Source organism: Pseudomonas sp. CYM-20-01, assembly GCF_023169845.1.
GTDB classification, from domain to species: domain Bacteria; phylum Pseudomonadota; class Gammaproteobacteria; order Pseudomonadales; family Pseudomonadaceae; genus Aquipseudomonas; species Aquipseudomonas azotoformans.
In genome coordinates this window covers 4,703,118-4,728,755 of the sequence record NZ_AP025169.1, presented here as the reverse complement: position 1 = coordinate 4,728,755, position 25,638 = coordinate 4,703,118, and the positions used below count along the sequence as shown (strand labels likewise).

Annotated in this window: 20 protein-coding genes and 2 pseudogenes; 9 read left to right on the top strand and 13 right to left on the bottom strand. The window is 55.1% G+C overall.

The features are described 5' to 3' along the window. Nucleotides 1-15: 15 nt before the first annotated feature. From M2497_RS21220 to M2497_RS21205, 4 genes are all read right to left on the bottom strand, one after another. Nucleotides 16-675, bottom strand: a complete 660-nt coding sequence (locus tag M2497_RS21220; protein WP_282578417.1) for an SMP-30/gluconolactonase/LRE family protein — start codon at nt 673-675, stop codon at nt 16-18. Between the two features lie 268 nt (nt 676-943). Then, nucleotides 944-2,134, bottom strand: a complete 1,191-nt coding sequence (locus tag M2497_RS21215) for an MFS transporter (protein ID WP_248482964.1) — start codon at nt 2,132-2,134, stop codon at nt 944-946. Between the two features lie 37 nt (nt 2,135-2,171). Further along, complete coding sequence (locus M2497_RS21210; protein ID WP_248482962.1) at nt 2,172-3,608, bottom strand: coniferyl aldehyde dehydrogenase; 1,437 nt, start codon at nt 3,606-3,608, stop codon at nt 2,172-2,174. Between the two features lie 55 nt (nt 3,609-3,663). After that, nucleotides 3,664-4,896, bottom strand: coding sequence for an alanine racemase (locus M2497_RS21205; protein WP_248482960.1), 1,233 nt, complete (start codon nt 4,894-4,896; stop codon nt 3,664-3,666). 263 nt (nt 4,897-5,159) lie between these two features. On the opposite strand from M2497_RS21205, the gene M2497_RS21200 reads away from it, so the two are divergent. Next, entirely contained in the window at nt 5,160-5,957 is a 798-nt protein-coding gene (locus M2497_RS21200) for an SDR family NAD(P)-dependent oxidoreductase (protein ID WP_248482958.1), read from the top strand. A 19-nt stretch (nt 5,958-5,976) separates the two neighbouring features. On the opposite strand, the gene M2497_RS21195 is transcribed toward M2497_RS21200, so the two are convergent. Then, complete coding sequence (locus M2497_RS21195; RefSeq protein ID WP_248482956.1) at nt 5,977-6,243, bottom strand: hypothetical protein; 267 nt, start codon at nt 6,241-6,243, stop codon at nt 5,977-5,979. Between the two features lie 238 nt (nt 6,244-6,481). Here M2497_RS21195 and M2497_RS21190 point away from each other — a divergent pair, with 238 nt between their 5' ends. Further along, nucleotides 6,482-7,087 carry a DUF3223 domain-containing protein gene (locus M2497_RS21190; RefSeq protein WP_248482954.1) on the top strand — a complete coding sequence of 202 codons (606 nt, stop codon included), beginning with the start codon at nt 6,482-6,484 and terminating at the stop codon, nt 7,085-7,087. 582 nt (nt 7,088-7,669) lie between these two features. Beyond that, the gene (locus M2497_RS21185; RefSeq protein ID WP_248482952.1) at nt 7,670-7,918 is read left to right on the top strand and encodes a CsbD family protein; all 249 of its coding nucleotides are present in this window, start codon (nt 7,670-7,672) and stop codon (nt 7,916-7,918) included. Nucleotides 7,919-8,968: 1,050 nt separating this feature from the next. Here the strand turns inward: M2497_RS21185 and M2497_RS21180 are convergent. Genes M2497_RS21180 through M2497_RS21170 form a run of 3 tightly spaced genes read right to left on the bottom strand, consistent with a single transcriptional unit; the run spans nt 8,969 to nt 12,306 of the window. Beyond that, entirely contained in the window at nt 8,969-9,853 is an 885-nt protein-coding gene (locus M2497_RS21180) for an SMP-30/gluconolactonase/LRE family protein (protein WP_248482950.1), read from the bottom strand. Between the two features lie 33 nt (nt 9,854-9,886). Then, nucleotides 9,887-11,059, bottom strand: coding sequence for an MFS transporter (locus M2497_RS21175; protein ID WP_248482948.1), 1,173 nt, complete (start codon nt 11,057-11,059; stop codon nt 9,887-9,889). Then, complete coding sequence (locus tag M2497_RS21170) at nt 11,056-12,306, bottom strand: FAD-binding oxidoreductase (RefSeq protein WP_248482946.1); 1,251 nt, start codon at nt 12,304-12,306, stop codon at nt 11,056-11,058. The genes M2497_RS21175 and M2497_RS21170 overlap by 4 nt, the downstream gene beginning before the upstream one ends. A gap of 801 nt (nt 12,307-13,107) precedes the next feature. Here M2497_RS21170 and M2497_RS21165 point away from each other — a divergent pair. Beyond that, nucleotides 13,108-13,926: an SDR family oxidoreductase gene (locus M2497_RS21165; protein WP_248482944.1), complete on the top strand. Its 819-nt coding sequence runs from the start codon at nt 13,108-13,110 to the stop codon at nt 13,924-13,926. 474 nt (nt 13,927-14,400) lie between these two features. On the opposite strand, the gene M2497_RS21160 is transcribed toward M2497_RS21165, so the two are convergent. Continuing rightward, nucleotides 14,401-14,709, bottom strand: coding sequence for an AraC family transcriptional regulator (locus tag M2497_RS21160; RefSeq protein ID WP_248488239.1), 309 nt, complete (start codon nt 14,707-14,709; stop codon nt 14,401-14,403). A gap of 33 nt (nt 14,710-14,742) precedes the next feature. Continuing rightward, entirely contained in the window at nt 14,743-14,904 is a 162-nt protein-coding gene (locus M2497_RS21155; protein ID WP_248482943.1) for an AraC family transcriptional regulator ligand-binding domain-containing protein, read from the bottom strand. A gap of 2 nt (nt 14,905-14,906) precedes the next feature. Between M2497_RS21155 and M2497_RS21150 the strand changes: the two are divergent. Then, nucleotides 14,907-15,949 (top strand): annotated as a pseudogene (locus M2497_RS21150) (alanine racemase); the annotation flags it as partial. Between the two features lie 4 nt (nt 15,950-15,953). On the opposite strand, the pseudogene M2497_RS21145 reads toward M2497_RS21150, so the two are convergent. Beyond that, nucleotides 15,954-16,679, bottom strand: a pseudogene (locus M2497_RS21145) (transporter); the annotation flags it as partial. 280 nt (nt 16,680-16,959) lie between these two features. Here M2497_RS21145 and M2497_RS21140 point away from each other — a divergent pair. The 4 genes from M2497_RS21140 to M2497_RS21125 all read left to right on the top strand — a co-directional run bounded on the left by M2497_RS21140 (nt 16,960) and on the right by M2497_RS21125 (nt 21,431). Further along, entirely contained in the window at nt 16,960-17,157 is a 198-nt protein-coding gene (locus M2497_RS21140) for a hypothetical protein (RefSeq protein ID WP_248482939.1), read from the top strand. A gap of 133 nt (nt 17,158-17,290) precedes the next feature. Beyond that, nucleotides 17,291-19,219, top strand: a complete 1,929-nt coding sequence (locus M2497_RS21135) for a DUF1302 domain-containing protein (protein WP_248482937.1) — start codon at nt 17,291-17,293, stop codon at nt 19,217-19,219. A gap of 37 nt (nt 19,220-19,256) precedes the next feature. Continuing rightward, nucleotides 19,257-20,621, top strand: coding sequence for a DUF1329 domain-containing protein (locus tag M2497_RS21130; RefSeq protein WP_248482935.1), 1,365 nt, complete (start codon nt 19,257-19,259; stop codon nt 20,619-20,621). A gap of 357 nt (nt 20,622-20,978) precedes the next feature. Continuing rightward, nucleotides 20,979-21,431, top strand: a complete 453-nt coding sequence (locus M2497_RS21125) for a hypothetical protein (protein ID WP_248482933.1) — start codon at nt 20,979-20,981, stop codon at nt 21,429-21,431. A gap of 39 nt (nt 21,432-21,470) precedes the next feature. On the opposite strand, the gene M2497_RS21120 is transcribed toward M2497_RS21125, so the two are convergent. Together M2497_RS21120 and M2497_RS21115 are read right to left on the bottom strand one after the other, a co-directional pair. Continuing rightward, on the bottom strand, nt 21,471-24,521 hold the full coding sequence (locus M2497_RS21120; protein WP_248482931.1) for an efflux RND transporter permease subunit: 3,051 nt from the start codon (nt 24,519-24,521) through the stop codon (nt 21,471-21,473). Beyond that, the gene (locus tag M2497_RS21115) at nt 24,518-25,636 is read right to left on the bottom strand and encodes an efflux RND transporter periplasmic adaptor subunit (RefSeq protein ID WP_248482929.1); all 1,119 of its coding nucleotides are present in this window, start codon (nt 25,634-25,636) and stop codon (nt 24,518-24,520) included. The genes M2497_RS21120 and M2497_RS21115 overlap by 4 nt, the downstream gene beginning before the upstream one ends. Nucleotides 25,637-25,638: the final 2 nt, after the last annotated feature.

Genomic DNA, 25,638 nt, shown 5'->3' with positions numbered 1-25,638 from the left:
CCACAAGAGAGAGGGTTAACGAGAATGTGCTGGGGCGGGTTGGCCGAATCTGTAGGTCGGCGCACCTTGAACATCGATGTTACACGCGAGCAATGTGCCTGCCTGCTCCTGATCGTCGAGCTCCACCGTGAGTGAGGTGACAAACAGGGTACGTCCATCGACAGCGCCGAAGCACGGCATGGTGGTGCCGCTGACCGGCATCTGAAGGCTGCGCAGCAGTTCGCCCTGAGGGGAGACCTGGTTGATCATTCCACGATAGATTCCGGCGCTCCAATAGTCGCCCTGCATGTCTACGGTGCCGCCGTCAGGCCGGCCGGTTTGTTCGAAGTCGAACGAGATCAGCACCCGGGGGTTGGAAATCGCGCCACTGGCGAGGTCGAAATCGTACGCGTTGATCGTCGCGCTGATGCCGTCTGTGTGATAGAGCGTTCGATGGTCCGGGCTCCATGCAAGACCGTTCGAGACAAACAGGTTGTCCAGTACCCGCGTAGATGTGCCGTCAGGCGTCACCCGGTACAGCGCTCCTGTGGTATTGATCGTGTTCTGGTCCATGCTGCCGACCCAGAAGCAGCCATCGGGGCCCACTTTTCCATCATTCAGCCGATTATCCGGTCGGTCGGGCTCCGGGTTGACCAGAAACTCAAGCGCATGGGGCTGCGGATCGAACAGGTGCACCCCCCGACTTGAGACCGGCTACGATCCGGTCATCCTGAGTGAGGCCTATGCAGCCGATAGGCGAGAGCATGTCGAAGCGCGTGAGGGCGCGGGTCTGCGGATCGAAATTGAACAGTGCCGGTGCATCGATATCGACAAACCACAGTACATTCCGTTCGGCATCTCAGAGCGGGCTCTCTCCCACGTGGAAGGGCACATCGATACACGGGGCCATCACGGGTTCTATGATATTCATGGATCAATTTTCCTGGTGGAGTAAGCGAATGGATCAGCCGATTGCTTGCTGAGTCGCTACGTGTGCCCTGTACTGTCCGCCGCCACGCAACGACAGCCAGACCAGGGGCATGGCCAGGGCGATACCCACGCCCAGCCAGTAGGAGAACGGCATGCCGCCCAACTGCGCGAAGAGTGAACCGGCCACTGCGGTGCCGACGCCTGCACCGATGAAGGTCACCACCACGCCCCAGGCGACCAGTGAACCATCCGGATCAACCTCGGACAGCAGCCCGGTCATAAACGGAATGATCACGAAGAATGAGGCGTTGAGAGCCAGTTGGCTGAAGAAGTAGGACCAACTGTCCGTGACGCGAAAGAACCAGATGATCGAGCCGATCAAACCCAGTTGTGCGAGCCAGATGATCGCCAGCCGGTGCCCGTGACTGGCGCGCAACGAAGGAATAATCGCGCCGCAGAAGCCCAGTAGGGACGATACGGACAACAGGATGCCGATCATCGAGGGCGATAGCCCTGCATGGCTGCCAACGATGCCGGAGACCGCCCACTGCGAGGCCTGGATGCCGTAGACCAGCCCGGTGACGGCCCAAATGGTCAGCACCAGGCCAATAGGCACGCGGGCACACGAACGCGATTGAGTCGACTGTTGCGTGAACTGGCCTACTCCAAGTATTGCAGGCGCCACGATCACGGCGACGCCGAGCAGCAGCACGAACAAGCAGCGGCCCAGCCAGCTCTCGGGCAGATAGGAAATCACCACCAGAATACTGCCGTTGATGGCCCCGGCCATCAGATTGATTTTGCCCCAGAGCTGGTCGGCTGCGATTCGCTGAGAGATGCCCGCGGCGACGATGACGAACAGAATGCCTTCACAGATCCCGGTGAAACCACGGGCGATGCTAATGGCCGCGGCGGTGGTGACCAGTGCGCTGGCTAACTGACCGCCCAGCGTGCCAAGGACGGCAATCAGTGTGAAACGATGCGTACCCCGGACAATCCAGCGCGGCACGAAGGCGCAACTGAGGGCCACGCCAAGTATTTCCACGCCGGCGATTTGCGTCGCGATGCTCTCATCAAGCTGGAACCGCAACATGACCGCGGCGACCAGGAAGGGGGACAGGACCAGTCCGCTCGTCGCCAGCGAGTAAGCAAGGGCGAGCCTGATAACCTCGCGGGACTTGAGTTCAGGACGCAAGGGTAACGTTGCCACTGAAGCTGATTTCATGGGGCCACCTAACTTACTTATTGTTATGAGAGAACCGTTACTTTCCCAGCATCAGACGCGTGATCAAGCGTGTGAGTTTTCCGTAGGGCGCTGCGATCCGATGGGACATGTTGAAACGGCTCAGCTTGAACACACCGCGGGCGTGGGACATTTGCACGAAACCATCGTAACCGTGATAAGCCCCGGTGCCGCTTTCGCCGACACCGCCGAAGGGCAAGTCTTCCTGTGTGGCATGGAGCATCGTGCCATTGATCGTGACGCCGCCGGAGCGGGTGCGGTCCAGCACCTGCTCAATGCTCGCCCCGTTATGGGTGAAGCAATAGAGGGCCAAGGGCTTGGGTCTGTCGTTGATCAGTTTTATGGCGTCATCCAGGGTTGCATATCCAATAACCGGCAGAATCGGCCCGAAGATCTCCTCGCGCATTACGGTATTGTCCAGGCACACATCAGTTAGGATCGTCGGCGGGATCTTGCGCTCCTGCGCTGAGCCTTCATTAGTTGGCCGCCAGACCCTCGCGCCAGAAAACTCGGCTTGCTCGATCATGTCATCGAGCCTCTCGTAATGGCGCTGGGAGACGATCGAGGTGTAGTCCTGGTTGGCGCTGATGCGCGGGTAAAGCGCTTTTGCCGCATCCAGCAAGGCGAGCGCGAATGTTTCGACTAGGTCGTCGGGCACCAATACGTAGTCCGGCGCCACGCAGGTCTGACCGGCATTGAAGAACTTTCCGATGGCAATGATCCGCGCCGCTTTTTCCAGCGAATAATCGCGGCAGTACACGACTGGCGACTTACCGCCCAGCTCAAGTGTGACCGGTGTCAGGTTGGCGGCGGCGGCCGCCATGACCTGGCGACCGATGCGTGTCGAACCGGTGAACAGCAAATGATCGAAGGATAGGGTGCTCAAATGGGCTGCCACTTCCGGCCCGCCGGTGACAACGGCAACCTGATCTGAGGGGAAGGTTGCGCTGATCAGCTCCTTCAATAGCTCAGCGGTGCGTGGCGTCAGTTCCGCCGGTTTGATAATCGCGCGATTACCGGCCGCCAGCGCCTCGATCAATGGGACCAGCGTCAGTGTCAGCGGGTAGTTCCAGGGCGCCATGATGCCGACCACGCCCAATGGTTGATAGACCACTGTTGCGCTAGCGGGTTTGAACGCCATCCCGACCTGGCGTTTCTGGGGGCGCATCCAACGTTTGAGGTGCGAGCGCACATATTTGATGCTGTTCAGAATTGGCATCAGTTCGCCTAGCTCGGTTTCGCTGAACGAGCGATTGCCGAAGTCCATAGAGATTGTGTCCAGAAACCGCTGTCGGTTGCTTTTGACCATCCTCTCCAACTTGTCCAACGCGTCGATGCGTTGCGTGTAGGTGGGGGCTCCATGGAGGCGCACGGCGTGCTGTTGCGCCTCGAAGATCGATTGCAGCTCATTGGCCGAGGCAACGGGGGCGGGCGCTGAAAATGCGGGATGGCTCATTATTATTTTCCGTTAGCGAATCGCAGTGTGGGCAGGGCGAACAACCTTAATTAGATCAAAAGAAACACTTTTTCTCTCCTCGGTAAGTGAGCACCTTGTCGACGACCTTGCCGCCCTCAATGAGCAACAGTTCATTGAAGCGCTCACACAGCTCACCGGCCTTGGCGTGCCGAAACAGGATGGGCTCGCCAATCGAAGGCGGGGTTGCAAGTGAGTGACGCACCGGAGTTTGTACTTCACCGGCGGACTCATTGGGGATCAACGTGCAACCGGCAGGCAGCCAAGGCTGTGGAAGGCGATCAGGGCCTATCGGCCCAGAGGCGATGTAGCCCCCCCCTGAACAGGTCAAGACGCCTGCCTTCGGCACGCGAGTGATGGCCAAGGCAAAGCCTGCGCAGGGGAGCGGCGTGAACGCCTGGTAATGATCGAACAACGTCGGTGCATAGAGACCGGAGCCTGCGGCCAACTCAGTGACCGATGCGTCTTCACGGGTGCTTTCAAAACTGCCGGTGCCACCACCGTTGACAAAGCGCAGGGTATGCCCATCCTTTTTCAAAGCCGCAACCACGGCCTGACGTCGTGCATTGACCTCGCGGATCGACTTGCGCTTAAGGTAGCGGACCACCACATTCTTGATAGCCTGCCCCGGTACATCGTCCATCAAGCCTGCGATTTGCCCTTCGTATCCCATCAACCCTTCCAGCACTACGCCTTGGCGTTTGGCGATGAATTGCGCGAGGGTCAGCGCGGTCGGTACGTCATGCACAGGTGAGCGGTGCACGCCGAAGTAGACGCCCGGAAAAGCCGAAGACATATCCAGGTCAATGGACAGAGCAATCACCACATCTTCCTCCAGTGCGATCTGGCTGATTTTGATGACCTGTTCGGCACAATCGACCATTAACGTGATCGAACGGCCCTTTTTTATCTGCACCGCTGCCGCCCTGATGTCCGCCAGCTCGACGCTGGGGTAGGCCACAACGATGTCGTCAAAGCCTTCGCTGGCCAGCCACGCCGCCTCACCCACTGAGTAACACAGCAAGCCTTGCATGAACGGTCCGGCTGCAAGGATCCGGCGAATGACGTGTACCGAACGCACTGACTTGGTGACCAGCCGCACAGGCAGGCTGCCCGCACGTAACTTCAGTCGTTCAAGATTGGCGGCGAATTGGTCGAGATCTATGAATGCGGCGGGCAGTGGTTGATTGGCCAGAGCATCGCGGTAATAGAGATAGTCGCGAGGCGGTACTTCAAGGCGTGTTGTTGTTTTTGTGTCTACACGGCTCATCGGGTGGTCTCTGGATGAAATATCGAGTCTTGGCGAGAAAAATACGGCGCCGTATGGGACAAGGATATAGGGGGCGGGTGATGGCCACCTAGGCTATAGATGGCCGTCAAGGGGTCGGAATAGGCCAGCCAACTCGGGGGATGCATGGCCGCTACAGACCCGAAACTGGCCTTGGGGCCTGTGCGGGTATTTCCGGGCGGGCCTCTACACTCACCCTTGGTACACAGCTCTCAATAATTGATAACAAAAACAGAGGTGAAGGCATGCGTTACGCACTGATTACAGGAGCATCGGCTGGGATCGGCGCCGAGCTCGCCCGGTTGTTCGCGCGGGACGGCATCGGCGTAGTGCTGTGTTCCAGTCCGCGTAGTCGTGACAAACTGCAGGCGCTGGCCACGGAGTTGAAAAGACTGCACTCGGTCGACGCTTATGCTCTGTGTGAGGATCTGTCGTTGCCGGGAGCGGCAGAACGCCTGGTTCTCCAGGTCAATGAGTTGACACTGCCGATCGAATACCTGGTCAACAACGCGGGTGCTGGCATTGTTGGCCAGTCTTTTCAAGACCACGACCCTGCTCAGATGACCGGCATGTTGCAACTGAACGTCGTGGCCCTGTCGCAATTGACCTTGCAGTATGTGCGACCGATGATCGAGCGTGGTCGCGGCCGCATACTCAATCTCAGTTCTTCGGCCGGGTATGTGGTTCCCCATGGTCTCGAGGCGGCTTACGCTGCATCGAAGGCCTACGTTATCAGTGTTTCCGAAGCCTTGGCCCATGACCTGCGAGGCACGGGCGTAAGTTGTACCCATATTGCCCCTGGGCCAACACGTACCAACTTCTTCAATGCCGCAGGGTTGATCGATGAGCGCCGTATGGCCAAGCTTGGCTACAGCCAACCGCACGACATCGCGCTGATTGGTTATCGAGCTATGCACGCGGGGCGAACGGCGGTCATGCCGGGCATCAGCAATAAGATTGTCACTTGGTTGGCCCGCATTTCTCCGTCCAGAACCCTGACCGGGATCATTTCTGCGTACGTGGTTTCCCGCAATCTTGATTGAGCCTGAGTGCGCTCCACGGCTAACCCGACAGACATCGGGTTAGCCACGCAGGTCCGTTTCCTTGAATAACGAAACATAACAGCACCGGAATCAACCCCAGGGTAACCAGCGTCCCTAGCACCAGGCCGCCCATCAGCGTGATCGCCATGCCTTCCCACAGTGACCCGGCAGTAGGCCAGAGTTTTAACTTGAGCTCAGCGACGTGTGCAACCGTGGTGGTTTCCTCGCGCCACTTGCTCATCTGGGTGGTGAAAAAGCTGAAACCTGCGCAGGCAAAAGTGCTCACTGCGCTCGGCTTTGAATTCGCCTGAACAATATTCGGGGAAAATGGGGGGGCGCAGTTTGGCAAGTGCTGCAGGACGTTGGCCTAAGGTTTCATTTATAGCTGCGGATATTCTGACGTGTCTTGGATACGTTACCTTGCGGTTGCGGTTGCGGTTGCGGTTTTGAGTTTACTGATGAGGTAGGGAGGCTTCCGAATGTTCTGGCTGGGGCCATTCGAATAAAAATCAAACAAGAAGCTTTTGGATCGGCTCAAGAACTATCTACAAAAAGCACCGGCAGGCGTGATCACCAATAAGCTTGCATTCAAAAAACTGCACCTGTTGCTTGCGATGCATCCGGACGCGGACAGAAAAATTGGCGTCGGAATTGAACACTTCAGGATCGAGAGAAATGCATTGGGGGCGGGGAAGGGGATCTGGCTCGTCTGCGTGGATGGCAGTGAAGATACCTTTTCCTACAAGCGGTGTATCAGAGGCGTCGTTCAATCATCCCATGGCAAGGTATACGAGGCGTTGAGGTTTGCAGTGCGTCCGCAATTGGTCGCATTTCGCGATGCACTTGGTCTGCCTGTAATGTGTGCGGCGAGCGGAGTGATCATCACACAGCGAAAAGATTTGCACATCGATCATAGGGAGCCGTTTTGGATACTGCTGGAGCGATTTTGCCAAGATCGTAAGGTCGATCTAACTAAGCTTGAAACGTTTGGAAACGGAGAAAAATTGGCATTGGTTGATCAGGATGTCTCATCCGACTTTGCGCAGTACCATCGTCTTCATGCGGAGCTTCAGCCTTTACTGAAAGCTGTCAACGTCGCGAAAGGAGGGCGCTTTGCCGGTAGGATTTAATGGCGATGGAGAACAAATCGATCCACGGTGAAGGTTTGAGGGTGTTTGGCCACACGTTTTTTCGACGGTAGTGTGCTTCCGAGGCAATACAGCGAAATAGAGGTCGTTGGCTGGATGACTGCTCTCTCCGATTGGCTGTCGACAGACCTCGATAGCATGGCTTGGAATGGCTACTGCTTTTGCTCTTGATACGGCTTCAAAAAGTCCAGAGTCAAGTCCATTCCTGCTTTAGGAATAACAGAAACCTTTTAGCTTTCAACGGGTCGTACGCCAGATGCGAGTCTCGTTTCCCGTTCCAAACACAAAGAAAAAAAGCCACTCTAACGAGTGGCTTTTTTTTGCTTGCGATTTACTGAATAGATGCTTCGGCATCTTTTTTCGCTTATGCACAAAACTATTGAAGTTCAAGAGTGAGAGCACCTCGTATTCCTGCAACATACCAAAGTAGGCGCATTGCGCGCAGATTCGGACCTCATCAATTTTGAACTAATCATAATTCCCATCCCCCTAATGCTGTGCAGATTGCTCTGGCTCAGGTCGACCTGAAGTATCTACCTATTACGCGCTTAGGTGTGGTGAATTATGAAGAGTGAACAAGTGGAAGGTGTTGCAGAAAAACTTGCCGGCAAAGCGCAGGGTGCCGTTGGGAAATTGTTCGGTGATTCGAAGCTGGAAGCTGAAGGTGCTGGTCGACAGGTTGCTGGTCAACTAACCCAGAGTTACGGCGACGCACTGGACCGCGTGTCTACGTTCGTAAAAGAGAAACCTGTCGCTGCACTTGCAATCGGTGCAGTAGCGCTGTTGGTGCTGGACCGTCTCCTGCGCCGCTGAGTCATACGCCGCGGCCCTCGGCGTAGATTAACGCTTTGATGCTGTCGCGGCTCCTTTCATCTGTAGAGCGCCTTTTCCAAGTGCTCAACGAACACGCGCAATCTGCGCGGAACATGCTGACGAGTCGGAAGCACCCTGTGGCTCACCTGAAGGGTCACTTGCAGCTAATATAGGCGCTTGATAACTAAACTGAAATCGATGATCGAAAGCCCGCGTAGTGCGGGCTTCGTCGTTTCTGGAGCCTGCTAAACCAAGATCAGGAGCCTCCATCCCATCGCTAGGATCTTGGTCTGAACTCTGCACTGTTCAAGCTCAGAGCCGCCTTAAACAGCCGTAGGTTCATCTGGTCTACACCGAGGCGGCTTTTCCAGGGAATGTCCTGGTGTAGGTGAGCCTGATCACAGCGATCCAAAGAAAGCAATGTCCACTTTGGGTCATCTGATCCGAAAGAGCGGTGATCTGTCCGAGCCATCAAGTGAATATATGAAGCAAGTCGTACGGGATTTCATCACGTTGTTCAATTGTCTGTAGTATCAGGATTTCCCGGTGTCGGAGACGCATGCTTTAGCGAGACATGCCGACTGGACGATCCATCTTGGCCTGGTCCTAAGGAAGTGCGCCACACTGCTTGGAGCTAGAACTCAGCCGACCCCCTTAGTGCCATTGAACAGCTGACAAGGTACAGGCACCTCGCTTATTACGCGTAGTCTTTATCCGTCCCGAGGTTCTTTTTCAGGAAAAGTCGGAGAGGCGACAACTATCCTGACACCGGAGGGGGAAGCGGCCTAGTGCAGCAATTTTAAATTGAGGGGGGACTGCCAATGTGGTCTGCTCTGGAGCTACTCGTGGCTTTCGAAATCAAAAACCAAAATTCCAGTTCGTTGCGCGGTATGGAATACAACCGCATCGTTAAAGGATAATTCGAATCATCAATTGGCTGAAAGCAGAGCGCCAGAGGTACCCACCGGTTCTCCGGCAGGACCTCTTGTATACCGTTATGCAACGTTTTATGCAAGCCGCAGTGGAAGATCCGTCGCAACTCCCGTCAACTCAGCGTAAGGTCTCGACACTGAACCTGTATGAAGGAACACCTGCAACGTCAATCTCGCATGAAAGTAAAGTCCCCTCTTGTCGCACATCATCAACATCTGATGCTAAAGATGTCACAAAAAGAGTTGAGGCATCATCCCCCCCCAAACAAGGCATCGTTGTAGCTAAAACAGGCATTTGCAAGCTGCGTAACAATCTTCCTTCGGGAGAAACTTGATTTATTCTTCCTCTGAAAATACCGGCACTCCAGTAATTTCCATGTACATCCATAGTTGCGCCATCGGGCCAGCCAAACTCTTCATGATCGAAAGTGAAAAAATCTCGCTCGTTAGAAATCGTACCGGTAGCAACATCAAAGTCAAACGCCTTGACTGTTGAACTTAACCCATCCGAGTGATACATAATTTTCCCATCAGGGCTCCATGCGAGCCCGTTGGAGATAAAAATCCCATCCTTAACCAGGGTTACTTCTCCGGATGCGGTAATACGGTATAACGCGCCGGAAATATTCATGCTGTTCTCGTCCATACTGCCGACCCAGAAGCAGCCATCCGGCCCAACTTTTCCGTCATTTAGCTGATTGCTGGGGCGGTGTACTTCAGGATTCACGATAAACTCAAGTTCGCCCGTTGCAGGATCAAACAGATGTATGCCTGTTTTAAGCGCTGCGACTAGACGCTCATCCTCAGATAAGCCGATACTTCCAACAAGGGCGGGCATCTGATAACGATTGAGTACGCCACTTTTTGGGTCGTACGAATGAATTGCATGGTTGTTTATATCAACAAACCAAAGCAATGACCGCCTATCATCCCATAGTGGGCTTTCCGCAATCTCAAAAGGCAAATTAGTACACACAGTCATCTGAGGGGCTATTTGATTCATTTTATTTTCCTTCACAGGTAAGCAAAAAACAACTCAGCTCGAATAGCTTAAGGGGTGCTTCCTCCGTTCTCGAAAAGCCGTCCAAACAAAAGGAATAGCTAGAACTATACCGATACCAAGCAAGATTGCGAACTGGCGGCCACCAAAAGAATGATAAAGTTGTCCAGCTATTGCTGTGCCGATGCCCGCGCCTACGAAGGTCAGCACAACCGTTCGAGCCACCAACGTCCCATCGGAGTCTATTTCTGAAAGCAGCCCAGTGAGGAAAGGAATAACCACAAAAAAAGAACAATTCAAAGCAACTTGATTTAGAAATAGGTATAACAGTGTGTTTGACTCGAAAAACCCTATAAGTGAGACAATCATCACTACCTGTGCCAGGAGTATAAGTACTAAACGATGACCATGGCTTCTACTCATGGCGGGAAATATTGCGCCGAGAAAACCGATAAGTGACGAAATCGAAAGAAAAATACCTATTGTTGAGGTCGTCAGACCGGCACGCTCACTCACCAGACCGGCAACTGCCCATTGAGATGCCTGAACGCCATAAATTAGTATCGTTACAGCCCATATCGCAAAAATCAACTCTCTTGACGGCTTACCAGTTGGTAACTTTGATCGCAATCTTTCGCCACTTTCAGCTAAACCTCCTATAGGCAGTACATACTTTGATGTCAAAATAACCAAGCAGAATAACGTGAGGAAAATCCCTCGATTAATCCACGCAGCCGGTAGAAGGGAGGCAAATATCAGAATGCTGCCATTCAATCCGCCTGCGATCACATTGATTTGTCCCCAAACGCGCTCCGCTAATGCTCGTTGCGAAAGAGCAGATGCAATCACCACGAAAATCATCCCCTCGAACAGTCCAGCCATACTCCGCGCAGCACCCATTACCTCAATGGTTGGAGCAAAATAACTTAAGGCCTGTGCGACGCCCGTGCCGAGTACACCGATAACCACAAATATAGGTGCGGCCTTGGTTATCAAACGAGGAAATACAGCGCAACTAATCGCGATGCCTATAATTTCGAGCCCCGCAATCTGCGTTGCGACACCTTCATCTAAACTGAAACGAGACATTACCCCCGCAACGAGAAACGGTATAAAAACGAGCCCGTTTGTCGCAATTGCGTAGCCTAAGGCGAGGCGAATTATTGATTGGATCGTCAATGCTTCCCTTACAATCAATTGCGCCTTCACCGCGGGGTCTCCGCAGAAGTCCTGTTCTCTGTTGGATTTGCACTGTAGTAGTTAGCATAACGAGAACGACACTGTTCGAGCATATCGCTTTCGGGTAATTTCTCAACAAACCGGGAGGGAAGCATTCGTGACAAATTCATTGAAGGCCGACCCGCAATGATCCAGTTGGCCAGCAATTCACCTAGCGCTGGAGACACCGAGAAACCGCCAACATTGCAACCGCCGATAGCATACAAGCCGGCTACACCTGGTACAGGGCCCAGAATATGATCGCCATCGGTTGTCATGGTAGGCAGCCCACCGCGATGTTCTTTTATAGCCACATCACGAAAAACTGGGAATTGTGCTTCAACAGATTTTGCCAGGCGCTTCAATACATCAATATCCAAATCTAGATCTTCAATGCGGAAATCCTTGCCCATTGAGTTTGCACCGTAAAAAATCGGATTGGATTCATAACCGCCAAACATTAGCCCGCCCCTGTCGGGACGGATGTATATATTTGCATCGAGAATTCGGACTGTGGGCTGCGCTGACGTGACTTCAGCGAGTGGCTCGGTAACCATCAACTGATGTCGAACTGGAAATGCCGGCAAAGCAACACCTGCGAAGGATGCTACAAGCCTTAGCCAGCCACCGGCTGCATCTACCACGACAGGGGCTTTGAGATCACCTCGGGATGTAGCCACCCCAGTTACCTGTCCGCGCTCCACAATGATCTGCTCTATCTTAGTGTGAGGCAATAAAGTAGCGCCTAATTTCTGTGCGGCACGCGCATAACCAAGCGGTAGTTGTCCCGGGTCTAAATAGACGTCACTCCGCACGTAACCTGCTGCAAGAATATCCTTTGGATTCAAGAAAGGCATCAATTGAGCGGCTTCCTCGGCGGAAACAAGGTCAACGTCCAACCCCATATATTTGCCGAGCTCAACACCTCCGTGAATCAAGGTGGCATGTTCCGCCGTGCGAGCCAGCGTAAGGCTGCCTGTTTGAAAATACTCCAGTGGCTCGCCAGTTTCTTCGGTAAATTCGATGATCTTTTTAACTGAGTGCGACGCGATATGCGTCATCATTTCTGAACGACGAACCTGACCTGTCAAGCCTGCAGCCCGGGGAGAAGTTTGGGAAGCTATCGCCGCCTGATCGATTAGAGCTACGTTACGACCTGCAGCAGAAAGATGGAACGCCACGCTAGCACCAAATGCACCAGAGCCAATAACTACAACATCGAAGTTACCGATTGTCATTCAACTATCTCCTTAATTATTGTATAGGTAATTGAGACCGACTGAAGCCTGAAGCATTTATCTTGAGGCGCTAAGGTTGCTGCGCCAGCGCCCATATTTAACTTTCTGCATTTTCATAAAAATATAGTATCTGCGCCCCGACGACGATAGGGCGCTTTCGGCCAGAGAAGGGTCTGCCAAGGCCATGAAAAAGGAGCACGATGTCGCGCAAGGAAGCCATTGGACTAGAGGTGTCGTCCTTTCTCGGCTGAATCGTGTCTTATTATCCGCAGAGGCCATGATGCCGAGCACACTACAATGATGGCCGCTATGGATCAGTTACTCTTTTCTTCACGTGGCATTTAACCCAGGTCGCCGCGAACGAACGGCCTGCCAAACCACTTCTGCCAAATACCCTTACGAAATTGCAACCGGCTTAAGACCACCCCAAACCTAGTGGGCCGCATGCGCCAGGAGCTTACTGGCCTGACCGAACCCCTAAAATGGCCTTATTCCCCCTTGGTCGCTAAGCATCCACCCTCATAATCTCTTGAATACGGCGGACGGCCCTGCCATGCAGCTTCATGAACACGAACCCAGTGACAACTTCCCTTTGAGGAGGTTAATAGACGGAGTCGTTGCGGCTCATATTCGATACGGTCACGTCACATATACTTGGAGAAAGCCTTCGCTCAAAACGTCGTTACGATCGGATTACGCTGACTGAAGAGGTCATTCGTTGGCAAAGAATCAGGAATAACCTTCCAGTCATTCCCCTTATTTTGATTGCCTTGCGTTATGGTAATTGCAGGAGTAATACCCATGAAGAAAAAAAATAACCAAGTTATGCTGTTAACTGGTGCCGCCAGCGGTATTGGTGCAGCCACTGCGAAGCTCGCTATATCTCAGGGTTATCGTGTCATGCTGGCAGACATTAATATTAAAGGGGCACGCGAACTGGCGGCGTCCTTGGGTATTAATGCGGGGGCTGTGGGCCTAGATATCTGCTCGGAAAAACAATGGACGAATGCCATCGAGGCGACGATCAGCAAATTCGGCCAGCTTGATATACTCGTCAATAATGCGGCAATCGTTTATACAGGTTACGCACGTGACGTGCCCCTGGCACAACATCAGCGAACACTTGATACCAACTTCATGGGGCCACTTACCGGCACCTTGGCAGTCCTCAAACAATTTAATGCGCAAGGTCATGGCCACATCGTTACGGTGTGCAGCATGACCGCGTTCATGCCTTTTCCCGGTATCGCCAGCTATGGTGCGTCAAAACAGGCGCTTCGAGCATTTCACCATGCACTCGCTCTGGAGGAACGCAATGGCCCAATCGATTTCACCATTTTGCATCCAACGTCAACGGAAACACCGATGCTTGAACAGGAAGCGAAAGACGACGCTTCGTCTTTCGCTTTTGCCAGCGAGCCGGTCACTGCAGAATTCGTCGCACAGACACTGCTCACTGCCATTAAGAAAAAATCAATAGAAGTATTTATGCCGCCCGAGCAGGCTCGCGCAGTACGCATGCTAGGCACCGACCCGAAGAAGATGCGCGCCTTGTTCGATACCATGGAGGAGATCGGCAGGCAAAGCCAACGCGCACGCCGTGCAGAGGCAGATGCGTAGGTTACGGTAAACGCGATTTAACTATAGGTCTTAATACGAAGAGGGGCTCAATCACATGAGCTCCTCTTGCAATAAGACTAGGTCATATTAATAATTCTCGTTAGAGCCAATAGCATTACGCATGCCGTGCTTCAATTTGAATCGCCTCGAGTTTCTTAGGCAGGTAATCCGAGGTTTCAATCAGGGTGAGTTGGGTACTCACAGGGTACCTCCGAAGGGAACAATCAGGGGGTAAACACTCAAGGAGAGTGTTGTACCCGAGGTGGATGCGTAACGGACACCACCTGATGACGCGCTGCGGCGAATTTCAAATACTGCGACTGACGGTCAGGAAGCGAATGCGTACGACGCTGCTGGCCATTCGAGATGAACTGAAGTGCCGACGTCATGAGCCCATCCGGGCTCAAGGGCAATGGCTCACCCAAGTGGTCAGGGGCTACTTCAATTACCACGCGGTGCCGGGAAACCTACAACTTAATGGGACTTCCGAGGCCCATGTCCGGACCAGCGCTTGAACGCTCTGCGAAAGTTGTGTGCGTCGCTGAGGCCTACTTCATACGCCACTTCGTCGATGGTCAACCGTGGGTTGGTGAGCAGGGCGACTGCGTGCACCATTCGAAGTTGATCCAGGACATTCTGGTATGACCTCCCTTGGTCTCCCAGACGCCGTCGCAAAAACCGATCATTCGTGCGCAGTTGTGTAGCGACCGCCGATAGAGACGGAGTCTGGCGTAGATCTCGGCGTACGATGCGTTCTATGGATTCGATAAACTCATCTTCCATCGACTGTTTGGCAACATTCATCTGAAAAAAAACCTACCGGTGGCTAAGCGGGTCGTAGGTCGCTATGCGTTTTTCTCCCCAATGGGCGTCGCAGGAGAATAGGTTTTCCGACTGGTCATAACGTATAGGGCATTTGAATACTTGGTCGTAATGCGCTGAGTAGGACGGTTTTGAATAACTGAGCTCAAGGCCCATCCCCGATGCGGCCAGTGATGCTGATTGATCTCGACCTGCTCGACCACAATATCGACGTGGTGATGCGATCAGTCAGGCGTGCCGGCAAACACTTGCGGCTGGTGGAGACGTCTCTGCCGTCACCTGGACTGCTGCCTATATCGCAAAACGTGCGAATACCCAACGGCTGATGTCGTTTCATCAGCCGTTTGTGAATCACGATGCGCTGACATTTCCCGAATCGGACATCCTGATCGGTACACCCTTGCCGGCACGCTCCGCCGAAGTGTTTTATCAAACCCACCGGGGATCCTTCGATCCCTCCAGGCAGTTGCAATGGCTGATTGATACGCCTCAGCGATTGACGGAGTACCTGGCGTTGGCTGAAGGCCTGGGTACGCGAATACGCGTCAATATCGAACTGGATGTTGGCCTGCATCGTGGAGGCATCGCTGACGACGCTCTGTTGGGAACAATGCTCTCGTTGATCAGCGAACATCCGCAGCATCTGGAGCTTCGGGCTTCATGGGGTACGACCCATTCGTGGGTATGGGCGTGCCCGGCGTTCTCGGCTCACCCCAGGACTTGTTCGACAAGGTGATGGTCATTTACAACGCCTGTGTGGATTTTGTGCGCCACCGTTTCCCGGCGCTTTGGCACGACGGGCTCACACTCAATACCGCTGGCAGTCCCAGCTACGGCATGCATGAACAGGAGCGCTTGAGCGGCGAATTTCAGTGGGCACGGCGTTTCTCAAACCCACCCATTACGATCTACCATCCCTGGTCGAACATGTGCCGGCCGCCTTTATCGCGACACCGGTTTTAAAAAGTACAGGCGCCGTCGAGTATCCGGCGCTGGATGACAAGTCCCGATTGTTCTCTTGGTGGAATCCCAACCAGCGCGCTACGTTCTTTATCTATGGCGGCAACTGGATGGCGGAGTTCGAGTCGCCTAAAGGCCTGCAAGCAACGAGCTGTATGGGCGCAGTTCCAACCAGGAAATGGTCAACGGTTCACCGGCTGTGGGTTTGAATGTGGAAGACCAGGTTTTTTTACGTCCCTCCCATTGAGGTAGGAACCATTCAGGCCCAGTCTCACGTTTTCGCTGACCTTGTAGGTGGCTGAGTAATCGAAGTGGAGAATTTGTCCTGAACGGTACTTCGTACCGGGGTTGGTTTCTTTGAAGCTGTGCGTCGATCGAATGGACAGTTCCGTGCGCTCGCTAGGTAACCAGGTTGCGGAAAGCACAGGTTTGTAGGTGTAGAAGTTATTGCTGGTATTGGCCAGGCGCGTGGCGTCGTATTCACCCGTGGGCAGGGTGACCTCAACCGCAGCCGCCAAGGTCAGGTTTTTCCCCATGTCCCACAGAACAATCGGGGCGAAGGTGATATCCCCCCAACTTGAGCGCTGATCGCTCACGCCGAACATACTGACGTGCAGAATGTTGTAAGGACGCGCCACGTATCCTCCCAATCGCCCGCCCAGTACCCAGAACGGGCTGAGGTAGTCCAGGCGCGGGACAAAGGTGTCAGAAGATATTTTTACCTCGGAGACCTTTCCGCCCAGTGAACTCATGTTCAGCTTTTTTGCTTCGTAGTGGTTGTAATAGATGTTGGACGCAAACATGTTGTCGGGGAGGTTGTTCACATCCAGGGGCAACATCATGACCCCGTCGGTGCCAGGGCTGATGTTATCCACACCACCTTCAGTTGCGTGAGCGGTGAGGCTGACGAGTGAGGCGAAGGCGATACTGCTGACCAGGTGCAAGGGTTGAAATGTGCGGATCGGTTTCATAAGTAGGCTCGTTATTATTGTTAGGCGCGCTGTGAACTTGCCAAGACGCCCTATAGAAATAATCCTTTGATGCGTTGCGGGGCACGGTGTGGGAGTCCATTATTGGGGGCATATTAGTACAGGCCGTTATACGGGTCTGAACAGGCCAGCTCAATCGGGATCTGGATGGCCGGGACTGACCCCAAACTGGCCTTTAGGCCTATGCACTTTTGGGTCGGTCCGGTTCTACACTCGAGTCCAACGTCAAGCCCGCATAACAAGACACCAGGCAGGTGGTGTAATGCTTTTTGCATTGATTACGGTAGCCTCAGGCGGCACCGGAGCTGAGTTGCCAATCGAGTTTCTGATCAACAATACAGGGGACGGTATTGTCGGCCTGGCTTATCAAAACTATAACGCCTTACAACTCACAGAGATGGTGCAGCTCAACATCATTTTCCTGCCTCAGCTTGCATGGGGCGTGACCTGTACGCATTAGATGTAAACAGGTGTCTCTGGATCTGAATAAGTTCGTCCGCAGGCTCACGTCAGGGTGAGCCTGAGAGTGCGCGCACTTACCCATAGAGGTAGGGCGTGAAAAATAATAATAACTGCCGCGGAGCAAAGTGAGCATGATCAAAGACGTTGAGAAAATTACGAAAGTGTGCATTTGCGCCGGAATCAGTCGGGTGTTGGCTGGCTTATTGCCCTCAGTCTTAGTTATTCCGTCTGTGGGAGCCGTAGAGTTCAGTTTTATGGGCAGTCAAGTCAAGGGCTCTCTCGACTCGACCGTATCTTATGGGGCTGCGTGGCGAGTGCAGAGTCAGGACAAGAATAACGATGCGTTAAACGGGAATGACGGCGATCGTAACTTTAGCCCAGGCCTAATTTCGCAAGTTTATAAACTTACGTCGGAACTAAGTGCCACGTATCAGAACTACGGTGTCTTTGTTCGTGGCTCGGCTTTTTATGACAGCCAGATCATGAATAATCACACCGATTACTATGATCATTCAGACATCGTTGAGCCAAGCCAGAACTCCCCCAAAGACAACCGTTTCACCTATGAAGCACGACGTGATGCCGGACGAGGCGGGCAGCTCCTCGATGCCTACATCTACGGCAAGTGGGATCCCTTTGATCATCCCCTGTCAGTACGAGTGGGCAAGCAGGTATTCAACTGGGGTGAAAGTGTATTTTATCGAGGCGGTGTAAATACCACCAATCCCTTGGATGTTACTAAATTCCGCTTACCCGGCTCACAACTCAAAGAAGTCTTGGTACCGGTGGGGGCCCTAAGTTTCAACCTCGGCCTGACCGACAATTTATCCATGGAAGCCTTTTACCAGGTCGACTGGAAGGAAAGTTCTCTGGATCCGGTGGGCACCTATTACTCGACGACGGATCTGTTTGGTAAAGGCGGAAAGCAAGCCTACGTACAGATACCCGAGATGTCGCCGGCCTTCGCTGCGTATCAAGGCATCGCTGCGGCGGTTCCGGGTATCGGCTTGGGTGCCGGACCCCATGGAATTAACAGTTTCATGGACGCCAACACCGGTATCTTCAAGGTGGCCAACGTTGGCAAGGATGTCAAAGCCAGGGACAGTGGACAGTTTGGGATAAACTTTCACTACATAGCGCCAGCGCTTAATTACACGGATTTCGGTTTTTACTTCGTTAATTACCATACCAAGGAACCGTTGGAATCCCTCAGTCTCGCAAACTATAAAGGGATCGACCTCGCCACCTTGTCTGACGTGGCAGGCAACAATGCGGGCGCGATAGCGACTCTTGATATGGTGGGTAACGCCGTGGTACGGCGCGCGTATGTGGAAGACGTCCACATGTACGGCTTCAGCTTCAATACCACCTTGGGTAATGCTTCATTGTTTGGCGAACTGGCGTATCGACCCAACATGCCCATCAGTATCAGCGCAACCAATGACTTACTGGGTGACATCCTTGGCCAGGGAATCGCAGGCACTACTAATATTTATGACTCTTCGGTGGCAGGTGGCCAGGCCTGCGTTCATGTGTCAGGCAAGTCGCTGTGCCGTGACGGTACGTTGAATAACTATAAGAGGGTAGAGTCCTACAATGCGTCTGTGGGGACGATCTACAACTTTGGCCCCGCACTGAGCTTTGATTCGTTAATCGGCATTGCCGAGTTGGCAGGCGAACACTTGGGGGGGGGGCTGACCTATACCGCCTTTACGCCGACACCGGAAGTTCGAAAGTTTGCCGGTTCACCAGACTTATCTGATTCACCGCTCACCCGTAATTCCTACGGTTATACGCTGGTGATCACGGGGACCTGGAATGATGTGTTTGCCGGTGTCAATCTCTCGCCCTCTATTAACTATTCCGATGACGTTAAAGGCAATTCCGATCTGACCGGTAACTTCATGGAGGGCCGAAAAGCTTACACCTTTGGTGTCAAGGCAGATTATCGCGGTGGCCTGGAAACTCAGCTTCAATACACCACTTTCACTGGGGCCGGTAAAGGCAACACTGTGCGCGATCGTGACAATGTGAGTTTTGACGTCAAGTATTCCTTCTAACACGCCATTTTTCAGACACTACTTGCGGAGATTAACGATGTTTAAAGTAGCCCCATTATTGAGCATGGCCATGATGATCGGTTCTGTTGCCGTCACGGCTCAGGCGGCAGTTTCTGCGCAGGAAGCACAGCAACTACATACGGTTTTAACGCCATTAGGAGGAGAAAAGGCTGGCAACGCTGATGGCAGCATTCCCGCGTGGACGGGCACCGGCGTAACCCCACCGACCCCTTACAAATCTGGCGACCATTATGTCGATCCGTTTCCACAGGACAAGCCGCTGTTCACCATTACTGCGGCTAACCTGGCGCAATACAAGGAGAAGCTGACGCCCGGCCAGATAGCGATGTTCAAGACGTACCCCGACAGTTATCAAATGCCGGTTTACCAGACTCGACGTAGCGCTAGCGCCCCACAGTGGGTTTATGACAATACCCTGAAGAATGCGACCACCGCGCAATTGCAAGAAGGCGGCAATGGTTTTACCGACGCATTCGGTGGTATCCCATTCCCTATACCAAAGAGCGGCGTCGAAGCGGTCTGGAACCACCTTGCCCGTTACCGCGGAACCCATTTGGTCCAGCCACTTAATGAGGCTTCCGTCGGGGCTAATGGTAACTTCACTATGTACAAGTTCCAGCAGGAGGTTCTGTTCAATTATTACGATCAGAAGTCCAACTATGCGGACTTGAAAAACGTCATGTTTCACTATTTCAGCACCGCCATCAGCCCTCCGCGAAGTGCTGGCGAGGTCGTCCTGGTCTTTGAAACCATGGACCAGGTCATGGAGCCACGACTGGCTTGGGCTTATGAACCAGGCACCCGTCGAGTCAGGCGAGCGCCGACGCTGGCTTACGATACGCCTGGCGATAGCGACGGTATTATGACCCTCGACAGCAAGGACATGTTTAATGGATCACCCGACCGTTTTGACTGGAAATTGATCGGAAAAAAGGAAATCTATGTTCCGTATAACAATTACAGAATGATTGCCGCCGGCGTTACCTACAAAGATCTCTTCAAACCCGGTCACCTCAACCCCGCTTACACCCGTAATGAGTTGCATCGTGTGTGGGAAGTGGAAGGGACGCTTAAAAAAACGGCGCGGCATTTATATTCCAAGCGCACCTTGTACTTCGACGAGGACAGCTGGCAGATCGTCCTAGCTGATCAATACGATGGGCGTGGGGAGTTGTGGCGCGTGTCGATTGCTTATCTGCTTAACTTCTACAACCTGCCCACTGTCTGGTCGGCCGTGGACGTGTTTCATGATCTGCAGTCTCGTCGCTACGTGGCACAGAAGATGGACAGTGAAGAGCCGCGCAGCATTGACTTTGACCAGCCCAACCCATCAAGCGATTACTTCAACCCTGCTGAGTTAAGGCGTCGTGGTACGCGCTGATTGACCGGTTGTTTGCGATGACAGCGCGCAGGGTTAACTCCCCGTTCTTTGCCCAATGTTTGGGTTTATGGGCGGCGGCGGCCGTGCCTGCGGGCTGATCGCACTGGGTTTAACTGGTATTCGTCAGTGGAACAGGGTTGGATATTCTATGGCATTCAGAACACTTCCTAGGTTTAGCCACCGTGCTCATTCTTAAGTTGGACTGAAATTGAGCTTTCACGAGAGCCATAACGACCGTTCGGCATTGCTGGATTAAAGGTTTTCATCGCCTTTCGGCATACAAAACCAGGCGATATGAACCTGGCTTTCAAGAATGGATGACTCAATGAATGTTTAAACAAGCGAGCTTGGCTCAGAATGAGTGTGGTATGCGGCTTATCACCAGCTTTAAACGTTCCGCCTTGCCTGATCGCTGTCTTGCTGCTCATGGTCATCACGCTATTGGCTTTCAATGTGCCTGTTGCCGCCGCCAACGGCGGCACTGGAAAAACTCAGGACTCGTCTGATTCTATTGAGTTCGCCAATGACCCGCGAGGCACGGGCGTAAGTTGTACCCATATTGCCCCTGGGCCAACACGTACCAATTTCTTGATTGCCGCAGGTTTGATCGATGAATGCCGTATGGCCAAGCTTGGCTACAGCCACCCGCACGACATCGCGCTGATTGGTTATCGAGCGATGCACGCGGGGCGAACGGCGGTCATGCCGAGCATCAGCAATAAAATTGTCACTTGGTTGGCCCGCATTTCACCCTCCAGAACCCTGACCGGGATCATTTCTGCGTACGTGGTTTCCCGCAATCTTGATTGAGCCTGAGTGCGCTCCACGGCTAACCCGACAGACATCGGGTTAGCCACGCAGGTCCGTTTCCTTGAACAACGAAACATACAGCACCGGAATCAACCCCAGGGTAACCAACGTCCCTAGCGCCAGGCCGCCCATCAGTGTTATTGCCATACCCTCCCAGAGAGGCCCGGCAAACAGCATCAAGGGGATCAACCCGATAATGCAGGTCAGTTTGGTCATGACGATAGGGCGCAGGCGCTTCACGGCGGCGTTCACCACCGCCTCGTATACCGGCAGGCCCTCGTGGAGTTCGACTTCGATACGCTCCAGCAACAGCACGGCGTTGTTGACGATGATCCCCGCCAGTGACAACAGGCCGAAGGTGGCCATGAAGCCGAACGGGTAACCGGTGATCAGCAGCGCAACGGCCACACCGATCAGGACGAAGGGGATCGCAGAGACCACGATCAGCAACTTGCGAAACGAATTGAACTGCCATACGAACAGCAACAGCATGGCGATCAGCGCGTGCGGCAGGTATTGCAGCAGCGCCTGGTTGGCGTCCGCCGAGTCTTCGATCTCGCCGCCCAGCTCAATGCGGTATCCCGGCGGCAGGGGTAGTGCCGCCACCTGCGGCGCCAACCGTTCGACGATGGACGTTGCCGTCAACGACGGGTTGTGACCGACCACGGTGATGGCGCGTTCCTGATTGCGCCGCATCAGGGTGGAGGGTTCGCTCGACGCAACGATGCGGGCAACGGCCGCCAACGGCAAGGGGGGCGAGCCGTCGACCGGGTAAAGCAGGATGCCGCGCAGATCGGGGGAGGCATCGGTTGTCGTCGAAGGCTCGCGCACCACCAGCGGGACGCGGGTCTGGTTGTCCTGCAATGACGACACCTGGAGGCCGCCGAAGTGCAGTTGCAGGGCCTGGGCAATGGCTTGGGTGTCGACACCGGCGCGCCGCGCACTGTGCTGATTGACCTCGACGGTATAACGCGTCAGGCGGTTGCCCCAGTCATCGCGTACATCCAGGGTGCCCGGCAAGGCACGCAGGGCTTTTTCGATCTGGCCGGCCAGGCTACGCAATACCTGTTCGTCCGGGCCCAGCACGCGATAGATCGCGACACCGGTCTCGGTGGTACCCAGGGAAAAACGCTTGGGTTCGGCGCGCAGTTCCGGGTGTTGCTTGAGCAAATAGCTGCGCGTGTTGGCAATGACGGCATCGATATCCGTACCGGCCTTGACGCTGACGGTGAAGTACGCAGTTTCCGGTGCCGGCAAAGGCGGGTTGAGGCCCAGCACGATACGCGGCCCGCCATCGCCCACGTAGCCGATGCTGTCGGCCACCTGGGGGTCCTTGCTCAGCCACAGGCTGATGTCACGCACGCTTTGCAAGGTCTTGCGCGAACCGCTGCCAGGCTCCAGGGTGATGGGTACCTGGAACTGCAAGCGGTCGGACTGAGGCAGAAAATCATAAGGCACGCGCATCAGTTCGAAGATCGCGGCGGCGAGTAGCACCAGCATGGCCATCACAAACAGCGCTTTGTGCTGCAGCACCCGACGGATAACGGCCCGATAGCCACGGTAAAAACCGCTGTCATAACCGTCCTCTGGCGCGTCCTGGGGGGCAGCCTTGGCGAAATACAGGCACAGCAGCGGCGTAACGGTGATGCTCAGCAACCACGAGCCGAGCAGGGTCAGGGCCAGCACGACGGCCAATGATCGCAGGTATTCATTGGTGCTGGTCTGCCCCAGGAAGAACGGCGAGAAGGCCAGCACGATCACGAGTGACGAGGTCAATAGTGGAACCGCCAGGGTGCGCCCGGCGTCTTCGCAGGCCTGGCGCCGATCCTCACCGGCATGCAGTCGGCGCTCGATGTCCTCGGCAATCACAATGCCGTTGTCCACCAGCAGGCCCAGGGCGAGGATAATCGCGGCGATGGACACGGTTTGCAGCTCGACCCCCAGCATGCGCATGGCGATCAACGTGCCTAGGATGGTCAGCGGCACAATGGCGCCGACCACCAGCCCGGTTCGCCAGCCGAGGAATAGCATGACCACGGCCATGACGATGACCACCGTCTCGATCATTACGTGCTTCATCTTGGCCATCTGCTGATCGACCACATCGGCTTGGAACGTCACCACATGGGCGGTAAAGCCCAGCGGAAGTTGCTGTTCCAACTGTGCCAAACGAGCGCGCAGGGCTGTGCCGAACTGATGGATGTTCTGTCCCGCAGCCATGGACACAGCCAGCACCACCGCGTCCTGGCCTTGATACACCGCAGCGGTCTGGGGAGGGTCGGCAGCCATCACCGAGATCTGCGCGATGGCGCCGAGTGCTACCGATTGCGTGGTACCGTCTACACCGGGCAGTTGGATCGGCAGCTGGCGCAGTTGCTCCACGCTGAGCACTTCACCGGTTACGGTCAGGGTGGTGATCTGCCCGCCAATGTTGGCGATACCGCCGGGGGCCAACACATTCTGTTGCTGCAATTGCTGGAACAGTTGCTGGGGAGATAAGCCCAGCCCCGCCAGGCGCTGCGGGTTGAAGTCGATCGACAACTGCTGGTCCTGCATGCCGTGCAGCGTCACTTGCCCGATGCCGGGTAGCCCGCCCAACTGGTCGCGCAGGCGCTTCAGCGGCCCGCGCATCTCGCTCATGCTGTAGCCGGGCGCGGTAATCGCGATGGATGCGACGGCGACGCGCCCGAAATTATCGTCGACAAACGGCCCTTGGGTGCCCGGTGGAAAGCCGGCGCCAGCTTCGGCGACCTTGTTGCGGACTTGTTGCCACAGCACCCCCAGGTCCTTGATTTCGTCGCGCGCCGTCACCTGGATCACCACGCTGCCGGGGTGAACGGTGGTCACGATATTTTTGATCTGCGACAGCTCGCGCAGTTTTTCTTCCGTTGGCCGCGCCAGCAGCTCTTCGGCACGTTCGCTGGGCAGACCGGGGAACTGGATGCTCACCAGCGCATCGCGGATGGTCACCGAGGGTTCTTCCTGGGTCGGGAAACTCAGGAACGTTGCCACGCCTGCGATCAGGATCAACAGCGCGGTGAATAGCGTCAGGCGGCTTGCGCCCAAGGCGTGTCGGGTCAGGTTGATCATTCGGTTGTGCTCAGGCGACTGGAAGGCGCTAGCAGGTTGACGGGCTGACCGTCACTGAGAAACGCGACGCCGGTGACGACCACTTGCTCGCCGCCCTTGAGGCCGTTGTCGATGGCGACACGGCCCTGGTCGATCAGGCCGATCGTAATGTCACGCAGGGCGACCTTGCCCTGGGTCGGGTCATAGACAAACACCTGCACCTGGCTGGCGTCGCCGCCCATGCGCAGGGCCTGGGTTGGAATCGACAACGCGGGCTCGGCAGGGGCCACCAATCGCACGTTGAGGTTTACGCCGCTGGGGAGTGCGAGGTCGCGGGCATTCAGGCGGAAACGCGCGCTTTGCAACAGGCCGTTCTGCGCCCGCGCCGACAAGCCTTCGAGCACCAACGGCAAGGTTGAACCGGGTGCGGCCGGGTCGGCTGCGACGGCGTGGTCCCCAGGCTTGAGGCCGGCGGCCTGTTCCACCGGGATTTGCACGATGACCTGAAACGCGCCGCCGGCCTCCAGCTCCATTACCACTTGGCCGGGCGACAACTCGCTGTACAACTGCGCGGGTCTTGCCACGACGCGGCCGTCAAACGGCGCAATCAGTTGGCCCTGGCGCTGATCGCGCCGTACCAGGTCCAGCGCCGCTTCATCGGCGGTCTGCTGCGCGACGGCCGCTTGCCACGCCGCTTCAGCTTGCTCCACAGCGCTGGCCGCGACACTGCCCTGGGTAAACAGCTGTTGCTGGCGGACCTTGTTGCGCTTGCGCTCGCCGGTTTGCGCCACGCTGGCGAACAAGGCCGCCTGCGATTGTTTCAGACGTAACCGCACGGCTGCAGTGTCCAGGCTTGCCAGCACCTGGCCTTGTTTTACGGTATCGCCGACGTCGACGTTCAACGTCACCAATCGGCCCGCGCCTTCGAAGGCCAGGGCTGCGCGTTGGCGTTGGCGCACCACACCGGTCAATGGCGCAGCGTCGGCCTCTGCGGCGTGTACGGTGGTGATTTTCACCGACCTTACGGCTGGCTGCGACACCGCTTCCTCGCGCGAACAGGCCGCCACCATGAGGCAGGCAACGCCGAGCAGCAGGGGACGGCCCCAAGGACGGAACAACTGAGCAAAACCCTGCATGC

What these genes read in the sequence shown, in the direction of transcription:
- M2497_RS21115 (WP_248482929.1), bottom strand. Translation starts at nt 25,636, where the DNA reads ATGCAGGGTTTTGCTCAGTTGTTCCGTCCTTGGGGCCGTCCCCTGCTG.
- M2497_RS21120 (WP_248482931.1), bottom strand. Translation starts at nt 24,521, where the DNA reads ATGATCAACCTGACCCGACACGCCTTGGGCGCAAGCCGCCTGACGCTA.
- M2497_RS21165 (WP_248482944.1), top strand. Translation starts at nt 13,108, where the DNA reads ATGAAGAAAAAAAATAACCAAGTTATGCTGTTAACTGGTGCCGCCAGC.
- M2497_RS21155 (WP_248482943.1), bottom strand. Translation starts at nt 14,904, where the DNA reads ATGGGCCTTGAGCTCAGTTATTCAAAACCGTCCTACTCAGCGCATTAC.
- M2497_RS21185 (WP_248482952.1), top strand. Translation starts at nt 7,670, where the DNA reads ATGAAGAGTGAACAAGTGGAAGGTGTTGCAGAAAAACTTGCCGGCAAA.
- M2497_RS21200 (WP_248482958.1), top strand. Translation starts at nt 5,160, where the DNA reads ATGCGTTACGCACTGATTACAGGAGCATCGGCTGGGATCGGCGCCGAG.
- M2497_RS21135 (WP_248482937.1), top strand. Translation starts at nt 17,291, where the DNA reads ATGATCAAAGACGTTGAGAAAATTACGAAAGTGTGCATTTGCGCCGGA.
- M2497_RS21125 (WP_248482933.1), top strand. Translation starts at nt 20,979, where the DNA reads ATGAGTGTGGTATGCGGCTTATCACCAGCTTTAAACGTTCCGCCTTGC.
- M2497_RS21205 (WP_248482960.1), bottom strand. Translation starts at nt 4,896, where the DNA reads ATGAGCCGTGTAGACACAAAAACAACAACACGCCTTGAAGTACCGCCT.
- M2497_RS21130 (WP_248482935.1), top strand. Translation starts at nt 19,257, where the DNA reads ATGTTTAAAGTAGCCCCATTATTGAGCATGGCCATGATGATCGGTTCT.
- M2497_RS21140 (WP_248482939.1), top strand. Translation starts at nt 16,960, where the DNA reads ATGCTTTTTGCATTGATTACGGTAGCCTCAGGCGGCACCGGAGCTGAG.
- M2497_RS21210 (WP_248482962.1), bottom strand. Translation starts at nt 3,608, where the DNA reads ATGAGCCATCCCGCATTTTCAGCGCCCGCCCCCGTTGCCTCGGCCAAT.
- M2497_RS21215 (WP_248482964.1), bottom strand. Translation starts at nt 2,134, where the DNA reads ATGAAATCAGCTTCAGTGGCAACGTTACCCTTGCGTCCTGAACTCAAG.
- M2497_RS21160 (WP_248488239.1), bottom strand. Translation starts at nt 14,709, where the DNA reads ATGGAAGATGAGTTTATCGAATCCATAGAACGCATCGTACGCCGAGAT.
- M2497_RS21170 (WP_248482946.1), bottom strand. Translation starts at nt 12,306, where the DNA reads ATGACAATCGGTAACTTCGATGTTGTAGTTATTGGCTCTGGTGCATTT.
- M2497_RS21180 (WP_248482950.1), bottom strand. Translation starts at nt 9,853, where the DNA reads ATGAATCAAATAGCCCCTCAGATGACTGTGTGTACTAATTTGCCTTTT.